13 protein-coding genes, 1 tRNA gene and 1 pseudogene are annotated in these 20368 nt (G+C 67.8%); 10 read left to right on the plus strand and 5 right to left on the minus strand.

Annotation, left to right across the window (positions count from 1 at the left end):
• The 5 genes and pseudogenes from V6M37_RS12090 to V6M37_RS12110 form a co-directional block, all read right to left on the minus strand.
• A pseudogene (locus V6M37_RS12090) lies at nt 1-96 on the minus strand (cytochrome c); the annotation flags it as partial.
• Nucleotides 97-488: 392 nt separating this feature from the next.
• A complete protein-coding gene (locus V6M37_RS12095; protein WP_332673594.1) occupies nt 489-1262 on the minus strand; it encodes a hypothetical protein in 774 nt (257 codons plus the stop codon).
• On the minus strand, nt 1259-3115 hold the full coding sequence (locus tag V6M37_RS12100) for a DUF5666 domain-containing protein (RefSeq protein WP_332673596.1): 1857 nt from the start codon (nt 3113-3115) through the stop codon (nt 1259-1261). Before V6M37_RS12100 ends, V6M37_RS12095 begins: the two co-directional genes overlap by 4 nt.
• Nucleotides 3115-3960 carry a DUF6502 family protein gene (locus V6M37_RS12105; RefSeq protein ID WP_332673598.1) on the minus strand — a complete coding sequence of 282 codons (846 nt, stop codon included), beginning with the start codon at nt 3958-3960 and terminating at the stop codon, nt 3115-3117. The genes V6M37_RS12100 and V6M37_RS12105 overlap by 1 nt, the downstream gene beginning before the upstream one ends.
• Before the next feature lie 403 nt (nt 3961-4363).
• Complete coding sequence (locus V6M37_RS12110; protein ID WP_332673599.1) at nt 4364-5896, minus strand: fumarate hydratase; 1533 nt, start codon at nt 5894-5896, stop codon at nt 4364-4366.
• Between the two features lie 258 nt (nt 5897-6154).
• Between V6M37_RS12110 and acs the strand changes: the two genes are divergently transcribed.
• From acs to V6M37_RS12160, 10 genes are all read left to right on the plus strand, one after another.
• Nucleotides 6155-8131, plus strand: a complete 1977-nt coding sequence (acs, locus tag V6M37_RS12115) for an acetate--CoA ligase (protein ID WP_332673602.1) — start codon at nt 6155-6157, stop codon at nt 8129-8131.
• A gap of 205 nt (nt 8132-8336) precedes the next feature.
• Nucleotides 8337-8534 (plus strand): hypothetical protein, encoded by a 198-nt coding sequence (locus V6M37_RS12120; protein WP_332673604.1) that lies wholly within the window; start codon nt 8337-8339, stop codon nt 8532-8534.
• Between the two features lie 9 nt (nt 8535-8543).
• Nucleotides 8544-11288, plus strand: coding sequence for a sensor histidine kinase (locus tag V6M37_RS12125; protein WP_332673605.1), 2745 nt, complete (start codon nt 8544-8546; stop codon nt 11286-11288).
• A gap of 42 nt (nt 11289-11330) precedes the next feature.
• Complete coding sequence (locus V6M37_RS12130; RefSeq protein ID WP_332673606.1) at nt 11331-11702, plus strand: response regulator transcription factor; 372 nt, start codon at nt 11331-11333, stop codon at nt 11700-11702.
• Nucleotides 11703-11705: 3 nt separating this feature from the next.
• Nucleotides 11706-13874: an exonuclease domain-containing protein gene (locus V6M37_RS12135; RefSeq protein ID WP_332673609.1), complete on the plus strand. Its 2169-nt coding sequence runs from the start codon at nt 11706-11708 to the stop codon at nt 13872-13874.
• A 63-nt stretch (nt 13875-13937) separates the two neighbouring features.
• Nucleotides 13938-16007, plus strand: coding sequence for a sodium:solute symporter family protein (locus tag V6M37_RS12140; protein ID WP_332673611.1), 2070 nt, complete (start codon nt 13938-13940; stop codon nt 16005-16007).
• 168 nt (nt 16008-16175) lie between these two features.
• Nucleotides 16176-16266, plus strand: a tRNA-Ser gene (locus tag V6M37_RS12145).
• A gap of 379 nt (nt 16267-16645) precedes the next feature.
• Entirely contained in the window at nt 16646-17737 is a 1092-nt protein-coding gene (locus V6M37_RS12150; RefSeq protein WP_332673613.1) for an AI-2E family transporter, read from the plus strand.
• 10 nt (nt 17738-17747) lie between these two features.
• A complete protein-coding gene (locus V6M37_RS12155; protein WP_332673615.1) occupies nt 17748-19283 on the plus strand; it encodes a TolC family protein in 1536 nt (511 codons plus the stop codon).
• Nucleotides 19273-20364, plus strand: a complete 1092-nt coding sequence (locus tag V6M37_RS12160; RefSeq protein ID WP_332673617.1) for an HlyD family secretion protein — start codon at nt 19273-19275, stop codon at nt 20362-20364. The genes V6M37_RS12155 and V6M37_RS12160 overlap by 11 nt, the downstream gene beginning before the upstream one ends.
• Nucleotides 20365-20368: the final 4 nt, after the last annotated feature.

The following is a 20368-nucleotide window of genomic DNA, read 5'->3' on the forward strand; positions in this document are numbered from 1 at the left end:
GGTATCGAAAGTCAAGGCCAGCAACAGCAGGAAGAAAAATACCGTCCCGCCGTAGAAGATGTTGCGAGCCATCGCCTTTGTGAAGGTGCCGCTCATGGTTTTCCCCTCATTGTTTTGTCATGCTTCCGAGTAGTTGATGGATAACCCGAAGGTTAGGCGCATTCTGAGGAGCACATACAGGGGGCTCCATGATTTGAATCAATTTCGAGGAAATGCCGGCCGCACGGCGGGTAAGCGATTTCCCTTGTGCTATCAAGGGCTTTCGCTCGATGCCGGGATCGCGGGTGGTGGCGGCGCCTACGGTGGCTGCCGTTTCTGCGCGCGGCGGGCCACGACTTTCGGATGATGACCTTCCATTCTCAGAGGTTATTCTTACGCCGTCCGGTTCGGTTGGCCGAGCCCGCGAAGATCATCGTCATGGAAGGGCGCGGGGGCCGAAGCCGCCGGAAGTCGCCCGGCAACCGCCCCCGCGTGCAGCGCAGCTCAGCTCAGTAGCGCCGGCTGAAGATCAGGCCGCTGCCCCAGTCCGGGCTCGCGTGGCTGAATCCCTTCACGGCGTAGAACTGCAGTTTCCACGACGGGTCGAGAGTCTGGCTGACGAACAGCGCCATCTCGCTGATTTCGTCGCCGCGCGACGTGACCTTCTGGCGCCAGTCGTAGGCGGCGCCGATCGTTGTCGCGGGCGCGAGCTTCGCCGCGAGTCCGACCGAGCCGTAGATCGGGTTGCGGAAGCTCGCCCCCGACGGATCGCCGAATTTCTTCCAGCCGAGCGTGCCGAAGGCCGTCACGCCGCCCAAGGCCTTGGCCGCGTCGAGCTGGATCGCATAGTCCGTCTTGCCGGTGCCGAGGCACTCGTCCTCGTCGGCCGTCGGCAGCTTGACCTTGCCGACGACGTCGAGCAGCATGGCGCCGCCCCCGGTTCCGTCGAGCAGCGCGTAGCTCGCGGCGCCGACGACGTCGCCGAGGCCGCTTTCGGTCTTGCGGCTTGGCACGGTCGCGTTGCCGCAGGGCAGCGGCTCGCCGTCGGGCCCCACGGACGGGTTCGTGATCCGCAGGTATGGGACCGTCAGCTTCAGTCCGAGCCGCCCATCCTCGTACTTGCCGACCACCGGCACGTACCACGTCTCGCTCGTTTCGTTCGTGCCATAGTCGCCGCTCGAGTAGTCCATCCCGACCGACGCGCCGAATTCGCCGGCGGCGGCGGGAAGCGCGAGCGCGAGCGCGGCGAGAAGGGCGACAGGCAGCGCTTCGATCTTCTTCATCCATGCCTCCCTGATTGTTGCAGCGCGAATTCTTCCGCTCTCACCGGCGCTTCGCTACGGCCCGGCCGCTCGACTTTTTCGGGACGCTCGACTTTCTCCGGTCGCTCGACTTTCTCCGGTCGCTCGACCTTCTCCGGTCGCTCGACCTTCTCAGGCCGATCCACCTTTTCCGGCCGTTCCACCTTCTCCGGCCGTTCCACTTTCTCGGGGCGCTCCAGTTTCTCGGGGCGCTCGACGCGCTCGACTTTGTCCGGCCGCTCAATCCTCTCCGCCCGCTCGACCCTCTCCGGTCGCACGATCGTTTCCGGCCGCTCAACCTTGTCGACGCGCTCGACCTTCTCCGGGCGCACCACGGGTTCCGGCCGGTGCTCGCGGTCCGGCGGGGCGACCCGGTCGGCGCCTCCGCCCGTCTCGCCCCGGCCGGTCTTCCCGCCGGCATCGTCGCGAGCGCGCTTGTCATGCCCGCCGGACCGTCTTCCGTCCTGCGGCCGCTCGTTCCCGCCACCCGGTCCGCTGCCCGGCGTGTTGTCGCTGCCGGACGCGTCAGGTGGTGACGACCGGCGCTGCGCGGCCTTGTCGTCACCCGGGGCGCTGTCGCCCGGATCGCTGCCGCCCATCCCGCGGCGGTCTCCGGCGTTGCCGCCGTCGAGCCTGTCGGAAACGAATTCGACGCGCGTCGCCTCGACTGCGCGCGCGCCGGCGAATGTGCCGGTGATGCGCACGCGCTGGTCCGGTGCGAGATCGGGCGCCTGCCCGCCGGTGAAGCGTGCGCCGGGCGCGAGCGTCACCGAAAAGCCGCCGACGGCGAGGCGGTTGCCCCGTCGCTCCGAGACGAGGCCTTCGACGATCACGTCGCGGACGCGGCCGGCGAACGGAAGGTCCGGATCCGGCCGAAGGGTCGTGACGTCGAGCGTCGAGCCGGTCCAGCGGCCGCGCACGAGGACGACCTTCCCGCGCGCATTCGAAAGCATCGGACCGCTGCCGGCGAGCGCGAGCGCGTGCAGCGACCCGCTTTGCCCGAGCGTGCCGACCGCGCTGGCCGACGTGAGACCGGCCGCTCGTTCGACGCGCGTCGCAACGACTTCGCCCTGCGCGTCGCGCAGGCCGCTCACGCTTACGCTGTCTCCCTCGCGCAAGCCGTCGTCGACGCGGGCGCCGGGTGCGAGCCGCACGGTTTGCCCCATCACGCGCAGCGACCCCGAGCCGGGCGCCTGCGTCAGCGGTCCTTCGTAGGCGTGCAGGATATCGACACTGCGTGCTTCGAAGCCGCGCGCCGAGCGGCCCGCCTCGATCGCGACGACCTGGCCGACGGCGAGCCGTGCGACGTCGGCCCGAATGCCGTTTTCCGCGAGCGGCACCGCGTCGTCGTAATGCACTTCGACGCCGTTCACGCACACGGAGGCGAAACCGGTAATTGTGCCGACGATTCCCGTTCCGCCGATCCCGCCTTCGCCGCCCGGGGCCCCCGTCCCGCCGACGCCTCCGCGCGCGGCATTACCCGTGCCGCCAACGCCGCCCTCCAGTCGGCTGATCCGCGTCGCCGCAGCGGTTCCGGGGGCGACCGACGACCGGCCGGTTGCGTCGGGCGCCGCGCGGCCGAAAGCACCCGGGACTCCTCCGCGCGCCGGCTCGCGGAGGGCGCTGCCGGTCCCGCCGATGCCGCCTATCTCCAGCCCGCGGCCGGTGCCGCCGACCCCGCCGTCCTGCGGCGTCCCGGCGTCGTTCGGGTTCGCCTCGACGCAGACTTGCGCGGCGGCGGCGAGCGCAGCGGGCGCGGCGAGCCCGAGCGCGAGCGACAACCCGAGGCCGCGAAGCGCGTGGAGCAGGCGGCCGGGGACGAGGGCGCGGATCATCAGCGTTCGCTTGCCGTGACGGCCGCCTCGCGCGCCGGCTCGGTGTAGAAGAAAAGCCCGATCGTGACGCGCTGGCGCGCAGACGGCGCCGTCGTGTCGCGGGCTTCGAGCGCGGACGCGAGCTCGTTGAAGCGCATCAGCGCTTCCATTCCTTCCGTCGCGACGACCGCGCGGATCTCGTCGACGCCGGCGGGCGAGAGCCCGTCGTAATGCACGCTGCGTTCGAAAAAGGGCGGCCCGTCGACGGTCAGGTTGTGGACCGCCGCGCAGGCGTGGTCGTGAATGTTGTGGCCGAAATACGCCGCCTTTTCGTCGAAGCCCTTCTGCGGGACGAACGCTCTCGTCTGCAGATGCACGCGGTCCTGGTCGTCCATGCGCACGACGCCGAGGCGCAGCCACTCGTCGAGTACGACGCGGGCGCGGATGTCCTTGCTTGCGCTGGCGACCAGCGTGTCGAAGGACCGCTCGCCGCCGACGCTCGCGAGGCGGGGCAGCGGCGCGGGACGGCCCGGACTGTCGCAGAACGGGGCGCGGTTCATCCACATGCTGACCAGATGCGCGCCGAGCGTGAGCGCCTCCGGCAGCGCAAGGGCGAGGTCGGGGGCGGCCTCGCGCAGGCGGCGCACGTCCTTGCGATGGACGCCGGTGATCAGGCTGATGCGGCTGTCGGTCGGCGGCTTGTCGTCGAGCCGGAATTCACCGGTCGCGACCTCGACGAATACGCCCTTCATCATGTCGGAGAAATACGTGTACGTCACGCCCTTCCTGAGCATCAGGCGCACCAGCGGCCGCATCACGCGCCGGAGCGCCTGAAGCAGGGACGCGGGTGGGGTCGGCGAGTGCATTTGTCGGAATCCTTTCGGCCGCAATGTTCATACTATCGCCGCACCGTGAAGAATTCCACGCCGGCGCTCGCTGCCTTCGCAGACATCACGCCCGCTCAGCCCGTCAACCGCTCCCCGCGCGCTCGGCCCGTCATTTTCATAGCGTTCTCCCCGGTCGTTGGCGGGAAAAGTTCCCACGACGATCGAGCCTAGGTTCGCGCAATACGAGGATCAAGCGGGTTTTCGGGCGACTTTGTTTCCGCATGTAGGGCCGCTCGACGGTCGCGGCAGCGGCTCGGGCCGGCGCCTCTCGCGCCCGGTGCCTCCCGCGCCGGAAAACAGCGGTCTTGCGCAATGGCGGCGCATAAAGAAAGAGCCCGGCCGGCTTTCCCGGTCGGGCTCTCGAGGATGTCGAGTTCGCGCGTCAGTCGACGGCGACTGGGATCCCGCCGATCTTCGCCTGCCACTCCTTCGGGCCGGTCTCATGCACGCTCGTGCCGTTCGAGTCGACGGCGACGGTGACCGGCATGTCCTGCACGTCGAACTCGTAGATCGCTTCCATGCCGAGATCGGCGAAGCCGACGACCTTCGCGGTCTTGATCGCTTTCGCGACGAGGTAGGCCGCGCCCCCGACCGCCATCAGGTAGGCCGACTTGTTGTCGCGGATCGCGTCGATCGCCGCCGGGCCGCGCTCGGCCTTGCCGACCATCGAGATCAGCCCGGTCTGCTCGAGCATCATGCGCGTGAACTTGTCCATCCGCGTCGCGGTGGTCGGGCCGGCGGGGCCGACGACTTCGTCGCGCACCGGGTCGACCGGGCCGACGTAGTAGATCACGCGGTTGGTGAAGTCGACCGGCAACTTCTCGCCCTTCGCGAGCATGTCCTGGATGCGCTTGTGCGCGGCGTCGCGGCCGGTCAGCATCTTGCCGTTCAGGAGCAGCACCTGCCCCGGCTTCCACGACGCGACTTCTTCCTTCGTCAGCGTGTCGAGGTTCACGCGTGTCGCGACCTTCGTGTCGGCCTGCCAGGTCACGTCCGGCCAGTCCTCGAGCTTCGGCGGCTCGAGCTTCGCCGGGCCGGACCCGTCGAGTTCAAAATGGACGTGACGCGTCGCTGCGCAGTTCGGGATCATCGCGACCGGCAGGCTCGCGGCGTGCGTCGGGTAGTCGAGGATCTTGACGTCTAGCACCGTCGTGAGGCCGCCAAGGCCCTGCGCGCCGATGCCGAGCGCGTTGACCTTGTCCATCAGTTCGAGGCGCAGTTCCTCGACGCGCGTGAGCGCGGCGCCGGAGGAGGCTTTTGCGCGCAGCTCTTGGATGTCGACCGGCGCCATCAGCGATTCCTTCGCGAGCAGCATCGCCTTCTCCGGCGTGCCGCCGATACCGATGCCGAGGATGCCCGGCGGACACCAGCCCGCGCCCATCGTCGGCAGCGTCTTCAGCACCCAGTCGACGATCGAGTCGGACGGGTTCAGCGCGTAGAACTTCGACTTGTTCTCCGAGCCGCCGCCCTTGGCCGCACAGGTGACTTCGACGTGGTCGCCCGGGACGATCTCGTAATGCACGACCGCCGGGGTGTTGTCCTTCGAATTCTGGCGCTTGCCGGCCGGGTCGAGCAGAACGGACGCGCGCAGCTTGTTGTCGACGTTCGTGTAGGCGCGGCGCACGCCCTCGTTGACCATCTCCTGGACGCTCATCTTTGCGTCCCACTGCACGTTCATGCCGACCTTGAGGAACACCACGGCGATGCCGGTGTCCTGGCAGATGGGGCGGTGGCCTTCGGCGCACATGCGCGAGTTCGTCAGGATCTGCGCGATCGCGTCCTTCGCCGCCGGGTTTTCCTCGCGCTCCCACGCTTCGCCCAGAGCCTTGATGTAGTCGAGCGGATGGTAGCAGCTGATGTACTGGAAGGCATCCGCGACGGACTGGATCAGGTCTTCTTCGCGAATCACGGTCATGGGGCTTCTCCAAGGTTGGGCGGAACAATGGGGCGTAATTCTAGCAGCCGCCGCCCGTCGCCGCTGCCCCGCGGCGCGTCGGGCGGTCCTTCCTCCGTGCGCCCGATGCTGCGAGGGCCGCTGTAAGTCGTGTGTAAGATAGCTATCCTTAAATGCACACCCGGATCGCGAACCCCTTCGCGAATGAAAAACAGGCTGGAACCAACCGGCCGCCCGCGACGGGCAGCTTCAATTCAGAACAGTTGAGGAGAGGTCAGTATGTCGAACGAGCAACAGCAAACCCGCATGTACATGCCGTCGGAAGAGATGGTCAAGAACGCCGCGGTGTCCGGGATGGATGCCTACCGCGCGCTGTGCAAGGAAGCGGAAGACGACTACGCGGGCTACTGGGCGCGCAACGCCCGCGAATTGATCGAATGGAAGAAGCCCTTCACCCAGGTTCTCGACGAAAGCAATGCGCCGTTCTTCAAGTGGTTCGCCGACGGCCAGCTCAACGTCTCGTACAACTGCCTCGATCGCAACGTCAATAACGGCCTCGGCGACAAGGTCGCGATCATCTTCGAAGCCGACAACGGCGAAGTCACCCGCGTCACGTACAAGGATCTGCTGGCGCGCGTCAGCAAGTTCGCGAACGCGCTGCGCGGCATGGGCGTCAGGAAGGGCGACCGCATCGTCATCTACCTGCCGATGTCGATCGAAGGCGTCGTCGCGATGCAGGCCTGCGCCCGCATCGGCGCGACCCACTCGATCGTGTTCGGCGGCTTCTCGGCGCAGGCGCTGCGCGACCGCATCAACGACGCGGGCGCCGTCGCGCTGATCACCTCCGACGGCCAGCACCGCGGCGGCAAGGCGCTGCCGCTAAAGCCGATCGCCGACGAGGCGCTTGCGATGGGCGGCTGCGACTCGATCAAGAACGTCATCGTCGTCAAGCGCACCGGCGCGGCGACCGCGATGGAGCAGGGCCGCGACCAGTGGTTCCACGACGTCTGCGCGAACCAGTCCGAGACCTGCGAGCCGGAATGGGTCGACGCCGAGCACCCGCTGTTCCTCCTCTACACCTCGGGTTCGACCGGCAAGCCGAAAGGCGTCCAGCACTCGACCGGCGGCTACCTGCTGCACGCGATCATGTCGATGAAGTACACCTTCGACATCAAGCCGGACGACATCTTCTGGTGCACCGCCGACATCGGCTGGGTGACCGGCCACACCTACATCACTTACGGCCCGCTCGCCTGCGGCACGACCGAGATCGTGTTCGAAGGCGTGCCGACCTACCCCGATGCCGGCCGCTTCTGGAAGATGATCCAGGACCACAAGGTCACCGTGTTCTACACGGCGCCGACGGCGATCCGCTCGCTGATCAAGGCCGCGGACAACAAGCCGGAGGTGCATCCGAAGCAGTACGACCTGTCGTCGCTGCGCATCCTCGGTTCGGTCGGCGAGCCGATCAACCCGGCAGCGTGGGAGTGGTACTACGAGAACGTCGGCGGCGGGCGTTGCCCGATCGTCGATACCTTCTGGCAGACCGAAACCGGCGCGCACATGATCACCCCGCTGCCGGGCGCGACGCCGCTCGTGCCGGGCTCCTGCACGCTGCCGTTCCCCGGCATCATCGCCGCCGTCGTCGATGAAACCGGGACCGAAGTGCCGAACGGCCAGGGCGGCATCCTCGTCGTCAAGCGCCCGTGGCCGTCGATGATCCGCACCATCTGGGGCGACCCGGAGCGCTTCAAGAAGTCGTACTACCCGGACGACTTCAAGGGCAAGCTGTATCTCGCCGGCGACGGCGCGATCCGCGATAAGGACAGCGGCTACTTCACGATCACCGGCCGTATCGACGACGTGCTGAACGTCTCCGGCCACCGGATGGGCACGATGGAGATCGAGTCGGCGCTGGTCGCGCACGAGAAGGTCGCGGAGGCCGCGGTCGTCGGCCGTCCCGACGACGTGACCGGCGAGGCGATCGTCGCGTTCGTGGTGCTGAAGGGTGAGCGCCCGACCGGCGAGGACGCGAAGGCCATCATCAAGGAACTGCAGAACTGGGTCGGCCGCGAAATCGGGCCGATTGCGAAGCCCAAGGACATCCGCTTCGGCGAGAACCTGCCGAAGACCCGTTCGGGCAAGATCATGCGCCGGCTGCTGCGTCAGCTGGCGAAGGGGGAGGAGATCACCCAGGACACGTCGACCCTCGAGAATCCGGCGATCCTGGACCAACTCGGCCAAGCGGCGAGCTGACCCCTTTCGGGGCACGGAGCCCGCAGAGGCTCCGGCTCCGAGCAGTACAAACGGAGCGAGGCACGGCTTTGCCGACAGACGGGAGGAGGAGAAGGCGCACGCGAGTGCGCCTTCTTTTTTTGCCCGTGCCGCGAAGCGGCGGCGGCACAGGGCCGGCGGGCGGGGTCGCTATAATCCTTTCCCCTGTCATCCTCGGGAGCGCGTGATGCGCAAGGGACTTGCCGCGCAGCGCTTGGTCGCCGTGTTTCTGACGGGCGTGCTGCTGTTCAACTATCCGGTGCTATCGCTGTTCGACCGGCCCGCAGGCTGGTTCGGACTGCCGATGCTGTGGGTGTTCCTGTTCGTGACCTGGGCCGCGTTGCTTGCCGTCGTCGCGTGGATCGTCGAACGTGGCGCGCGCTGAGGACGTCGAATGCTGACTGGCCCGCTCGTCGTCGGTGTTTCGTTCGCGTACCTGCTGCTGCTGTTCGCCGTCGCGTATTTCGCCGACCGACGGGCCGAAGCGGGTCGCTCGGTGATCGCGAACCCGTGGACCTACGCGCTTTCGATGGCGGTCTATTGCACCGCGTGGACGTATTTCGGCAGTGTCGGGCGCGCGGCATCCGGCGGCGTGTGGTTCCTGCCGATTTACCTCGGGCCGACGCTCGCTATGACGTTGTCGTGGGTCGTGATGCTGAAGATGATCCGCATCGCGAAGACCTACCGCATCACGTCGATTGCCGACTTCATCGCCAGCCGCTACGGCAAGAGCCATCTTCTCGGCGGCCTCGTCACCGTCATCGCGGTGATCGGGATGGTGCCGTACATCGCGCTGCAGCTGAAGGCGGTGTCGAGCGGCTACGCGGTGCTGACGGGCGACCGCGATGAAGGTTTCTTCCCGATGCCGGCGGACAATTGGGTGCAGGACGGCACGCTCTACGTCGCGCTGACGCTCGCGGTGTTCACCGTGCTGTTCGGCACGCGCCACCTCGACGCGACCGAGCGGCATGAAGGGATGGTCGCCGCGATCGCGTTCGAGTCCGTGGTCAAGCTCGTCGCGTTCCTCGTCGTCGGCGCGTTCGTCACGTGGGGCGTGTATGGCGGCTTCGGCGACCTGTTCGCGCGCGCGTCCGCCGATCCGGATCTCGCCGGGCTGCTCCGGATCGGCAGCGCGAGCAGCGCCGGCTACGGCGGCTGGTTCGCGCTGACGCTGCTCGCGATGCTGTCGGTGATCTTCCTGCCGCGCCAGTTCCAGGTCACGGTCGTCGAGAACGTGAACGAGCAGCACCTGCGCCGCGCGACCTGGCTGTTCCCGGCGTACCTGCTGCTGATCAACATCTTCGTGCTGCCGATCGCGCTCGGCGGACTGCTGTATTTCGGCCGCGGCGCGGTCGACCCCGACACCTTCGTGCTGTCGCTGCCGCTCGCGCAGGGACAGACGGGACTCGCGCTGCTCGCGTTCGTCGGCGGATTGTCCGCAGCCACCGGCATGGTCATCGTCGAGACGATCGCGGTGTCGACGATGGTCTGCAACGACCTCGTGATGCCGGTGCTGCTGCATAGCCGCTGGTTCACGCGGCGCGCCCACCCTGATCTCACCGGACTGCTGCTCGGCATCCGGCGCGGCGCGATCGTCGGCGTGCTGCTGCTCGGCTACCTGTATTTCCGCCTCGCGGGCGAAGCCTACGCGCTCGCAAGCATCGGGCTGATCAGCTTCGCGGCGGTCGCGCAGTTCGCGCCGGCGATGCTCGGCGGCATGTACTGGCGCGGCGGCACGCGCGACGGTGCGCTCGCCGGGCTCCTCGCCGGCTTCGTCGTCTGGGCCTACACGCTGATGCTGCCGTCGGTCGCGAAATCCGGCTGGCTCGACGCGGCCTTTCTCGAACACGGGCTCTTCGGCATTGCGCTGCTGAAGCCCGAGCAGCTTTTCGGCCTCGCCGGCCTCGACAACATCAGCCACGCGCTGTTCTGGAGCCTCGCGGCGAACATCGGCTGTTACGTCTTCGTCTCGCTGCTGCGCGCGCCGACCGGGCAGGAGGCGAGTCAGGCGACGCTGTTCGTCGACGTGTTCCGGCGCGGGCGGACGGCGCCGGCGACGTTCTGGCGCGGCTCCGTGGAAGTCCGCGACCTGCTGCCGCTCGTCGCGCGTTTCCTCGGCGCGGCCCGCGCCGAACGGGCCTTCGCCGAGTTCGCGCGCGAGCGGGGCGTCGCCCGCGTCGAAGACCTGAAGGGCGACGCCGGCCTCGTGCAGTTCGCCGAGACCCAGCTCGCCGGCGCGATCGGCAGCGCGTCGGCGCGGGTGATGGTCGCGTCCGTCGCGCAGGAGGAGCCGCTCGGGCTCGACGAGGTCATGAACATCCTCGACGAGGCATCGCAGGTCCGCGCGTATTCGCACGAACTCGAGGAAAAATCGCGCGCGCTCGAAGCGGCGACCGCCGAACTGCGCGCGGCGAACGAGCGCCTGACGGAGCTCGACCGGCTCAAGGACGACTTCATGTCGTCGGTGTCGCATGAACTGCGCACGCCGCTGACGTCGATCCGCGCGTTCTCCGAAATGCTGCTCGATGATCCAAAGATCGACCTTGCGGACCGCTCCCGCTTTCTCGGCATCGTCGTGTCCGAAACCGAGCGGCTGACGCGGCTCGTCAACCAGGTGCTGGATCTCGCGAAGATCGAATCGGGCCACGCCGAATGGCACAACACCGATATCGACCTGCGGGCACTCGTGGAGCACGCGGTCGACACGACGGCGCAGCTCTTCCGCGACCGCGGGGCGACGGTCGAGCTCGTGCTGCCCGCCGAGGCGCCGCACGTGCTGGCGGACCACGACCGCCTCGTTCAGGTCGTGCTCAACCTGCTATCGAACGCGGCGAAATTCGTTCCCGGGAGCGGCGGGCGGGTAAAGGTCGTTCTGAGCCGCGACGCCGATCAGGCGCGCGTCGACGTGACCGACAACGGCCCGGGCATCGACGCCGCGCTGCATGCGGTGATTTTCGAGAAGTTCCGCCAGGGCGGCGACGAGCGTTCGCGGCCGCAGGGCACCGGCCTCGGTCTGCCGATCAGCCGCCAGATCATCGAGCATTTCGGCGGTCGGCTGTGGGTGACGTCGACCCCCGGCGCGGGGGCGACATTTTCCTTCATTCTGCCGCTCCCCACGGCCGAAACGCGGCGCCAATGACGGGCGCCCGATGACTTAGAATGTCGGGGGAGAGAGGAAAGCATGACCAAAAAAATATTGATCGCCGACGATGAGCAAAACATCGTCATTTCGCTCGAGTTCCTGATGAAACGGGAGGGGTATTCGGTTTCGATCGCGAACGACGGCGAGGAAGCGGTCGCGATGATCCGTTCGGAACAACCGGACCTCGTGCTGCTCGACGTGATGATGCCGAAGAAGAGCGGCTTCGAGGTGTGCCAGGAAATCAAGGCCGATCCGCGGCTGCAATCGGTTCGGATCCTCATGTTGACTGCGAAGGGTCGCGACACCGAGGTGGCGAAGGGGCTTGCGCTCGGTGCCGACGGCTACATGACGAAGCCGTTTTCGACGAAGGAGCTCGTGGAGCGGGTCCGCAACATGCTGGCAGCGGAGTGATCGATGGTCGCTCGCACCCGTTTCGTGCTCGCGGTGATCGTTCTCGGCCTGCTGATGACGGGGCCGTTCGTCGTCACCGCGTTGCTCGTGTGGCTAGAAGCCAAGGGGCCGACGCACGCGCTGCTGATCGAGGCCGTCGCGCCGCACTTGCCGCTCGGCGCGCTGATGACGCTGCTGGGCTTCGCGGTCGGCGTGGCGATCGTGCGCAACCTGTTCCGCCAGTACGTGCAGGGTTTGCTGCGCATGGCGGAGAACCTCAGCCTGATGCTGGTCGCGAACCGCGAGTTCCGCGTCAAGGAGAGCGGTCCGCCGGAGGTGCGCGCGCTCGCCCGCCACGCCAACGCACTTGCCGAGCAGCGGGACGCGCTGCTGCAGGACGTCGAGGCACAGATCGCGCGTGCGAAGGACTCGGTCGAGGAGGAGAAAAACCGGCTCGCGGCCCTGATGTCCGAACTCACGCAAAGCGTCGTCGTCTGCAATCTGGACGGGCGCATCCTGCTCTACAACCACCGGGCGCGCGCGCAGTTCCGCGCGCTGTCCGACGCACCGGGGGTCGCCGACGGCGGCGAGCTGATCGGTCTGGGCCGGTCGATCTACGGCGTGTTCGAGCGCAACCTGATCGCGCACGCGCTCGAGACCATCGAACATCGCCTGCAGCGCAGCAAAACGCAGGCGGTCGCGAACTTCGTGACGACGACGCGCGCCGGCCAGTTGCTGCGCGTGCAGATGGCGCCGGTGCTGTCGGTCGGCCAGGAGGGCGGGGGCGCACGCAGCGTCACCGGCTTCATCCTGATGCTGGACAACATCACGCGCACGTTCGAAACCGAATCGCGCCGCGACCAGATGCTGCATTCGCTCACCGAGGGCAACCGCGCCGCGCTCGCGAACGTCCGTGCCGCCGCGGAGATGCTCGAATACCCCGACCTGCAGGACGAATTGCGCGCCCGCTTCCGCAAGGTGATCCGCGACGACGTCGCCGCAATGAGCGTCCGGCTTGACCGGACCGCAAGCGAATTCGCCGATTCGCTGAAGGCGCGCTGGCCGCTCGAGGAAATGCTCGGCGCCGACCTTATCGCCGCAGCGCAACGCCGCATCGAACAGGTCGTGAGGTTGCCGACGAAGCTCGAGGACGTCGACGAATCCCTGTGGGTGAAGGTCGACAGCTTCTCGCTGATGCAGGCGCTCACCTATCTCGCGAACCGCCTGTCGGACGAGTTCGAGGTGCGCGAGGTGCGCTTCCGGCTGACGGGCGCGGGGCGTCTCGTGCATCTGGATCTGATCTGGTCCGGACAGGCGATGAGCACCGAAACGGTGATGAGCTGGGAGCTGGAGCCGATGCGCATCGGCGACGAGAACAGCCCGCTGACGGTGCGCGATGTCATCGAGCGCCACGACGGCGAGATGTGGCTCGAGCGCGAGAAGGTCCGGCATCGCGCGTTCTTCCGCATCCTGCTGCCGGCGGCCGTACCGCGGGAGCCGGCCGAGGCGCCGCTCCCGGTCGAGGGCGAGGGGCGGCCCGAGTATTACGATTTCGACCTTTTCAAATGGTCGGAGAGGTCGCACCCGCTCGACGAGCGCCTGCTCAGCGAGCTCGCCTACACCGTTTTCGACACCGAGACGACGGGGCTCAACCCGTCGAACGGCGACGAGATCATCCAGATCGGGGCGACGCGCATCGTCAATGGCAAGTTGCGGCGCCAGGAGTCCTTCGAGCAGCTCGTCGATCCGCGGCGGCATCTGCCGGAGGAGTCGATCCGCATCCACGGGATCACGCCCGACATGCTGTCCGGTCAGCCGCCGATCGCGAAAGTGCTGCCCGCCTTCCATGCGTTCGCGGCCGACACCGTGCTGATCGCGCACAATGCCGCGTTCGACATGCGCTTCCTGCAACTGAAGGAAGATCTCACCGGCATCCGCTTCGACCAGCCGGTGCTCGACACCCTGCTGCTGTCGGCGGTGATCCATCCGAACCAGGAGTCGCACCGGCTCGAGGCGATCGCCGAACGGCTGAACGTCCCCGTGCAAGGCCGCCACACCGCGCTCGGCGATGCGACCGTCACCGCCGAAGTGTTCCTGAAACTGATCCCGCTGCTCGCCGAGAAGGGCATCCGCACCCTGCGCGACGCTCGCCAGGCGGCCGAGAAGTCGTACTACGCGCGGGTGAATTATTGAGACCGGCGGCGATTTCGAGGCGCGGCGTTCTTCGGTCGGGCCGGCGTCCGGGAAGCCGATGAAATGACGACTCCCGCGCTGTTCTCGCGCCGCCTGCGCCGCTATTACTCGTGGTATACGGTCGGCTTCATGATCTTCGTCGGGCTGCTCGCGCTCGGCGAACACTTCGGCCTGTCCGCGGGGGTGATCGGCCACATCTTCCTGTTCGCGACGATCGCGATCTACGCCGGCATCGGCGTGATGAGCCGCACGTCGGACGTGTCGGAGTATTACGTCGCCGGGCGGCGCGTGCCGGCGGTGTTCAACGGCATGGCGACCGCGGCCGACTGGATGAGCGCCGCGTCGTACATCGGCCTCGCCGGGACGCTGTATTTCGCCGGCTTCGAAGGGCTCGCGTTCGTGACCGGCTGGACCGGCGGCTTCGTCCTCGTCGCGCTGCTGCTCGCGCCATACCTGCGCAAGTTCGGCCAATACACGATCCCGGATTTCCTCGGCGCGCGCTACGAGGGGAACGTCGCGCGGCTCGTCGGCCTCGGCGCGACCGTGCTCGCGAGCTTCGTCTATCTTGTCGCGCAGATCTACGGCGTCGGCCTGATCACGAGCCGCTTCGTCAGCGTCGAGTTCGAGATCGGGCTCTTCGTCGGCCTCGCGGGCATCCTCGTGTGCTCGTTCCTCGGCGGCATGCGCGCGGTCACCTGGACGCAGGTCGCCCAGTACGTGATCCTGATCTTCGCGTACCTCGTTCCGGTCGTGATCCTGTCGTACAAGGTCACCGGCGTGCCGATCCCGCCCGCGGTCTACGGCAGCGTGCTCGACAAGCTGTCGGAGAAGGAAGCGGATCTTTTCGTCGAGCCGAGGGAAGTCCAGGCGCGCGCGCTATTCGCCCAGCGCGCGTTCGAATACGAGCGGAAGATCGCGGCGCTCCCCGATTCGCTCGACGCGGAACGGCGCATCCTGGTCGAGCGCCTCAACGACCTGCGGCTCGGCAACGCGCCGGCGCGCGACATCGCACACCTGGAACGTGCGCTTCGCGATCTGCCGAAAACGCCGCGGCAGGCGAGGGAAGTGTGGGAGCGCGCGCGCGTCGCCGCGATCGAACGCTCGCGCGCGCCCCCCCGCCACGCCGAAGCGCACCCCGGCGAGACGCCCGAGGCGCGCCGCGACGCGCGGAACAACTTCCTGACGCTCGTGTTCGTCCTGATGGTCGGCACCGCCGCGCTGCCGCACATCCTCGTGCGTTACTACACGACGCCGACCGTCGTCGAGGCGCGCAAGTCGGTGTTCTGGTCGCTATTCTTCATCTTCCTGCTCTACGTCACCGCGCCGGCTTACGCGGTCTTCGCGAAATGGGAGGTGTACAACAACGTCATCGGCTCGAGCCTTTCGTACCTGCCCGACTGGGTCGCGTCCTGGGGCAAGGTCGGCATGGTCGCGATCGAGGACATCAACAGCGACGGCTTCCTGCAACTGGCCGAGCTGAGCCTCAACACCGACGTCATCCTGCTGGCGACGCCGGAAATCGCCGGTCTGCCGTACGTCGTCTCCGGCCTCGTCGCTGCCGGCGGGCTCGCGGCCGCGCTGTCGACCGCCGACGGATTGCTGCTCACGATCTCGAATGCGCTGTCGCACGACTTCTACTACAAGGTCATCAACCCGAGCGCCTCGACGCAACGCCGGCTGGTGATCTCGAAGTCGCAACTGCTCGTCGTCGCGGTCGTCGCCGCGTGGGTCGCATCGATGCGCCCGGACAACATCCTGTTCATGGTCGGCCTCGCGTTCTCGATCGCCGCCGCGGCGTTCTTCCCCGCGCTCGTGCTCGGCATCTTCTGGAAACGCGCGAACCGCCCCGGCGCCGTCGCCGGCATGCTGATCGGCCTCGGCGTCACCGTCTATTACGCGGTCCGCACCCACCCCTTCTTCGGCGGATCGATGGAGCAGGCGTGGTTCGGCATCAACCCGATCTCGAGCGGCGTCTTCGGCGTGCCGCTCGGATTCGCGACGATCGTCGTCGTCAGCCTCCTCACCCGGCCGCCGCCGCAGGAGATCCAGGACCTCGTCGACTTCGTCCGCTACCCGCGGCTACCCGCCGACGAAGCCGCACTACCCTCCGGGTCGTCGGCCCCGGGGGCGTGAACGCAGCGGGCGGCAGTGGGGTGGAACACCGGCGAGAACGGGCGCCCGCAGTCGGCGCGCCGACCCCCGCGCAGGTCGTGCAGCGTCCGAAAGCCGCAGCGGAAGCCGGGGCAGCGGAAGCCGGGGCTTCCGCGATCAACCCTTTCTGCTACAATGCGCGGCTTCCACGGAGAGGTGGATGAGTGGTTTAAGTCGCACGCCTGGAAAGCGTGTTCAGGGTAATACCCTGACGCGGGTTCGAATCCCGCCCTCTCCGCCAGACACCTGAAAAGGCCATACCCACGAGTCGAAACAGCGACTTGACGGATATGGCCTTTTTCTCATTTATCACAGCTCTTACCACACGTGCTCGCTAAGCTTCGGCCGGAAAACTTGGCAAAAATGCGAGAGATATTCCCCCCGTGATCATTGCGCCTCCGATCCCCGCGAAGCGTTTACGCTGAGGGGGATCGACTTTTTTCGCCGCTCACGGGACATGGATCTTCGACGCAGCGCGAAACCGGCTCCTGCTGCAGGCAAGAATGGCATCCGGCGCGCCGCTTTCCCCACGCCACGGCGTCAAGACATCGGGTAGCATTCCGAATGGTTGGCCGTCGTCGGGTGGCGAGTCGCGGCGGCCGCGCGCAGGGAGATGACCCATGGCGACACCGCAGCAGCAAACCCAAGGCATGCTGGACGTGCTGATCCGGGCCGGCCTGATCGCCGTGTTGGCTGTTTTCTGTTACCGGGTGTTCCGCCCCTTTCTCGACCTGATGCTGTGGTCGCTGATCCTGGCCGTCACCCTCTATCCGCTGCACCGCCGCCTGAAGGCGTACATGGGGGGCAGCGATGCGCGCGCCGCCACGCTGTTGGTGCTGATCGCCCTGGTGCTGCTGCTGGTGCCCATCTTCATGTTCGCCGAGTCGTTGGCCGAGTCCGCCCGGAACAGCATCGCCGCGGTCAGGAGCGGCGCCTGGCGCGTGCCGCCGCCGGTCGAATCGGTGGCGAGCTGGCCCGTGATCGGCAACGCGGTGTATGGCTTCTGGGAGCAGGCGGCGACCAACCTCACCGGCGCGCTGCAGAAGTTCGCGCCGGATTTGAAGGAGATGTCGCTGAACCTGCTCGCGAAGCTGGCCAGCATGGGCGCCAGCATGCTGATCTTCTTCGGCGCCATCATCGTCGCCGGCATCATAATGGCCTACGGCGAGGCCGGCAGCCGGAATGCGGTGCTCATCGCCACGCGGCTCGCCGGCCCGGACAGGGGTGCTGGGCTCGCCGCGCTGTGTACCGCCACCATCCGCGCGGTGGCCCAGGGGGTGGTCGGCATCGCCTTCATCCAGATGCTGCTGATCGGGATCGGCTTCATCGCCATGGGGATTCCCGGTGCCGGCCTGCTGGCGCTGGCGGTGCTGCTGCTGGGCATCATGCAGTTGCCGGTGACGCTGATCACGCTGCCGGTGATCGGCGTCGTCTTCGCCACCCGAGGCGTCACCTCCGCCACCATCACCTTCGCCATCTACAGCCTCATCGCCGGCCTGTCCGACAACGTCCTCAAGCCCTTGCTGCTCGGCCGCGGCGTCGATGTGCCGATGCCGGTGGTGCTGATCGGCGCCCTCGGCGGCATGGTAGTCAGCGGGATCATCGGCCTGTTCATCGGCCCGGTGCTGCTGGCGGTCGGCTACAACCTGTTCTGGCAGTGGGTGGACGACCAGCCGCTGCCGCCCGTGGACGACCACCCGCACGACGCCTGACGGGGGTGGCATGCCGCAGCTGATGCGCCAGGCGCTGATGCTCGCCGCGATCGGGCTGGTCGGCTGCGTGCGCCTGGGGCCGGAATTCGAATCGCCACGCGAGGCCTGGGTCGAGGAGTGGCGCAGCGCGGCGCTGGAGCAGCTCGGCGAGCTGCGGCCGCAACCGGACAGTCGGCGGTGGTGGCGCCTGTTCGACGACCCGGTGCTCGACCGCCTGATCGCCGAGGCCGACGCCGGCAACCCCGCCTTGCGGATCGCCGGCCTGCGCGTGCTCGAAGCGCGCGCCCAGCTCGGCATCGCCTACAGCGGTCGCTATCCGCAACTGCAGCAGGCCACTGCCGATGCCTTCTATCTGGATCGCAACGAGTCGGGCGGCGACCGCCCGCTCGACCGCCACCTGTGGCAGTACAGCGCCGGCTTCGACATCGGCTGGGAACTGGACTTCTGGGGACGCTTCAGCCGCGCGATCGAGGCGGCCGACGCCAGTTACTTTGCCGCCCGGGCCAATTACGCGGACGCCCTGGTGCTGCTGCGCTCGCAGATGGCGGAAACCTATTTCGCGCTGCGCACCACCGAGGCGCGCCTGCGCATCGCCCGCGACAACGCACGCCGGCAGCAGCGCAGCTACGAGATCACCGAGCGCCTGTTCCGCAGCGGCAACAGCGACGAGCTTGACCTGCAGCAGGCCAAGACCCAGTACCTCGGCACCCTCGGCAGCATCCCTGAACTCGAGAGCCTTGTGCGGCGCACGCGTAATGCGCTGGCCGTGCTGCTCGGCCGCCCGCCGGAGCCGTTGCTGGAACTGGCCGAGACCGATGGCCCGATCCCGCTGCTGGATCAAGCCCTGCTCGAGGACGTGCCCGCCAACCTGCTTCTGCGCCGCCCCGACGTGCGCGCCGCCGAACTGCAGGTGGCGGCCCAGTCGGCGCGGGTCGGCGTGGCGGTGACCGACCTCTACCCTGCGATCAGCCTGCTCGGCAGCATCGTCTGGTCGGGCAGTTCGGTGGACGGCAGCTCGCAGAGCCGCGACCTGCTCGGCGGCCCCAGCCTGCGCTGGAACCTGTTCGACCATGGCAGCATCAAGGGCAACATCCGCGTGCAGGATGCCCGCCTGCAGCAACTGATCGAGGTCTATCGCGACAGCGTGCGCCAGGCCGCCCGCGAGGCCGACGACGCCGCCACCGGACTGCTCAAGGCGCTCGAGCGCGAGCGCATCCTGCGCGAGGCCGCGGTTGCCGCCGAGCGCTCGCTGGACCTGGCGACCGTCCAGTACCGCGAAGGCTACACGGATTTTCAGCGTGTGCTCGACGCCCAGCGTGCGCTGTTCCTCCAGCAGGACAACTATCTTCTCACCCGCAGCAGTGCGGCGAGCAGCCTGATCGCCCTGTATAAGGCCCTCGGCGGCGGCTGGCAGCGCAGCGACGGTGTGCTCGATCCCGCCACCCGCGAGCAGATGCGCGAGCGCACCGACTGGGGCGACCTGCTCGACGAGGCGGCGCCGACGCTCCCTCAACCGGACAGTGGAAGCCCCGTTAATGAGCGCTAAGACCCAGCCCGCCGATCCGGCCCGGCGCGGCACCCGCGTGGTGGCGGTATTGATCGTCCTCACCCTGGTCTGGTACCTGCTGGCCGATCGCTTCACGCCCTATACCCAGCAGGCCCGGGTGCAGGCCTACGTGGTGCCGGTGGCTGCCGAAGTTTCTGGCCGGGTCAGCCGCGTCGAGGTGCAGAACAACCAGCGCGTCGAGGCCGGCCAGCTGCTGTTCGCCGTCGACGACCGGCAGTACCGGATTGCCGCCGAGCGTGCCCGCGCCGACTTCGAGTCGATGCGCCGGCAGATCGGCGCCAGCACCGCCGGCATCGAATCGGCACTCGCCTCGTTGCGCGCAGCCCACGCCAACGAACTGAAGGCGCGACAGGATCGTGATCGCCTCGAGCGCCTGTACGGCGAGGATCCGGGGACGATTTCCCTGCGCCGGCTGGAAGTCGCCCGCGCCACCCACGAGCAGGCGAGCAGCCAGATCGCCGCCGCCATCGCCGAGGTGCAGCGCGCCCGCGAGCAGGAAGGCGGCAGCGGCGAGGACAACGCCAAGCTTCGCAGCGCTGCCACCGCCCTGGAGAAGGCCGAGCTGGACCTCGCCAACACCCAGGTGCGCGCGGCTGCGGCCGGTCTGATCACCGACCTCCGCACCGAGGTGGGCCTGTTCGCCGCCGCCGGCAGCCCGGTGATGACCCTGCTCGCCATCGAGGACGTCTGGATCGCCGCCGAATTCACCGAGAACAACCTCGGCAATCTCGAGCCGGGTAGCCCGGTCCGCATCGTCCTCGATGCGCTGCCGGGACGGGTGTTCGAGGGTCGGGTGCACAGCATCGGCCGCGGCGTCAGCGCCGGCCAGGTTCCGCCGGCCGGCAGCCTGCCCAACGTGGAGAACAGCCGCGACTGGCTGCGCGCGGCGCAGCGCTTCCCGGTGCAGGTCGAACTGCTGCCCGGCCAGCTCGACGATTTCAGCCAGATCCGCGTCGGCGGCCAGGCCGAGGTGATGGCCTATCCGACGCAAGGCAACCCGCTCAACCCGCTCGGCCGCCTCTACCTGAGGCTGATGAGCTGGTTGTCCTACGCCTACTGAGCCA

This window comes from Aromatoleum sp., from assembly GCF_036675785.1.
Lineage (GTDB): Bacteria > Pseudomonadota > Gammaproteobacteria > Burkholderiales > Rhodocyclaceae > Aromatoleum.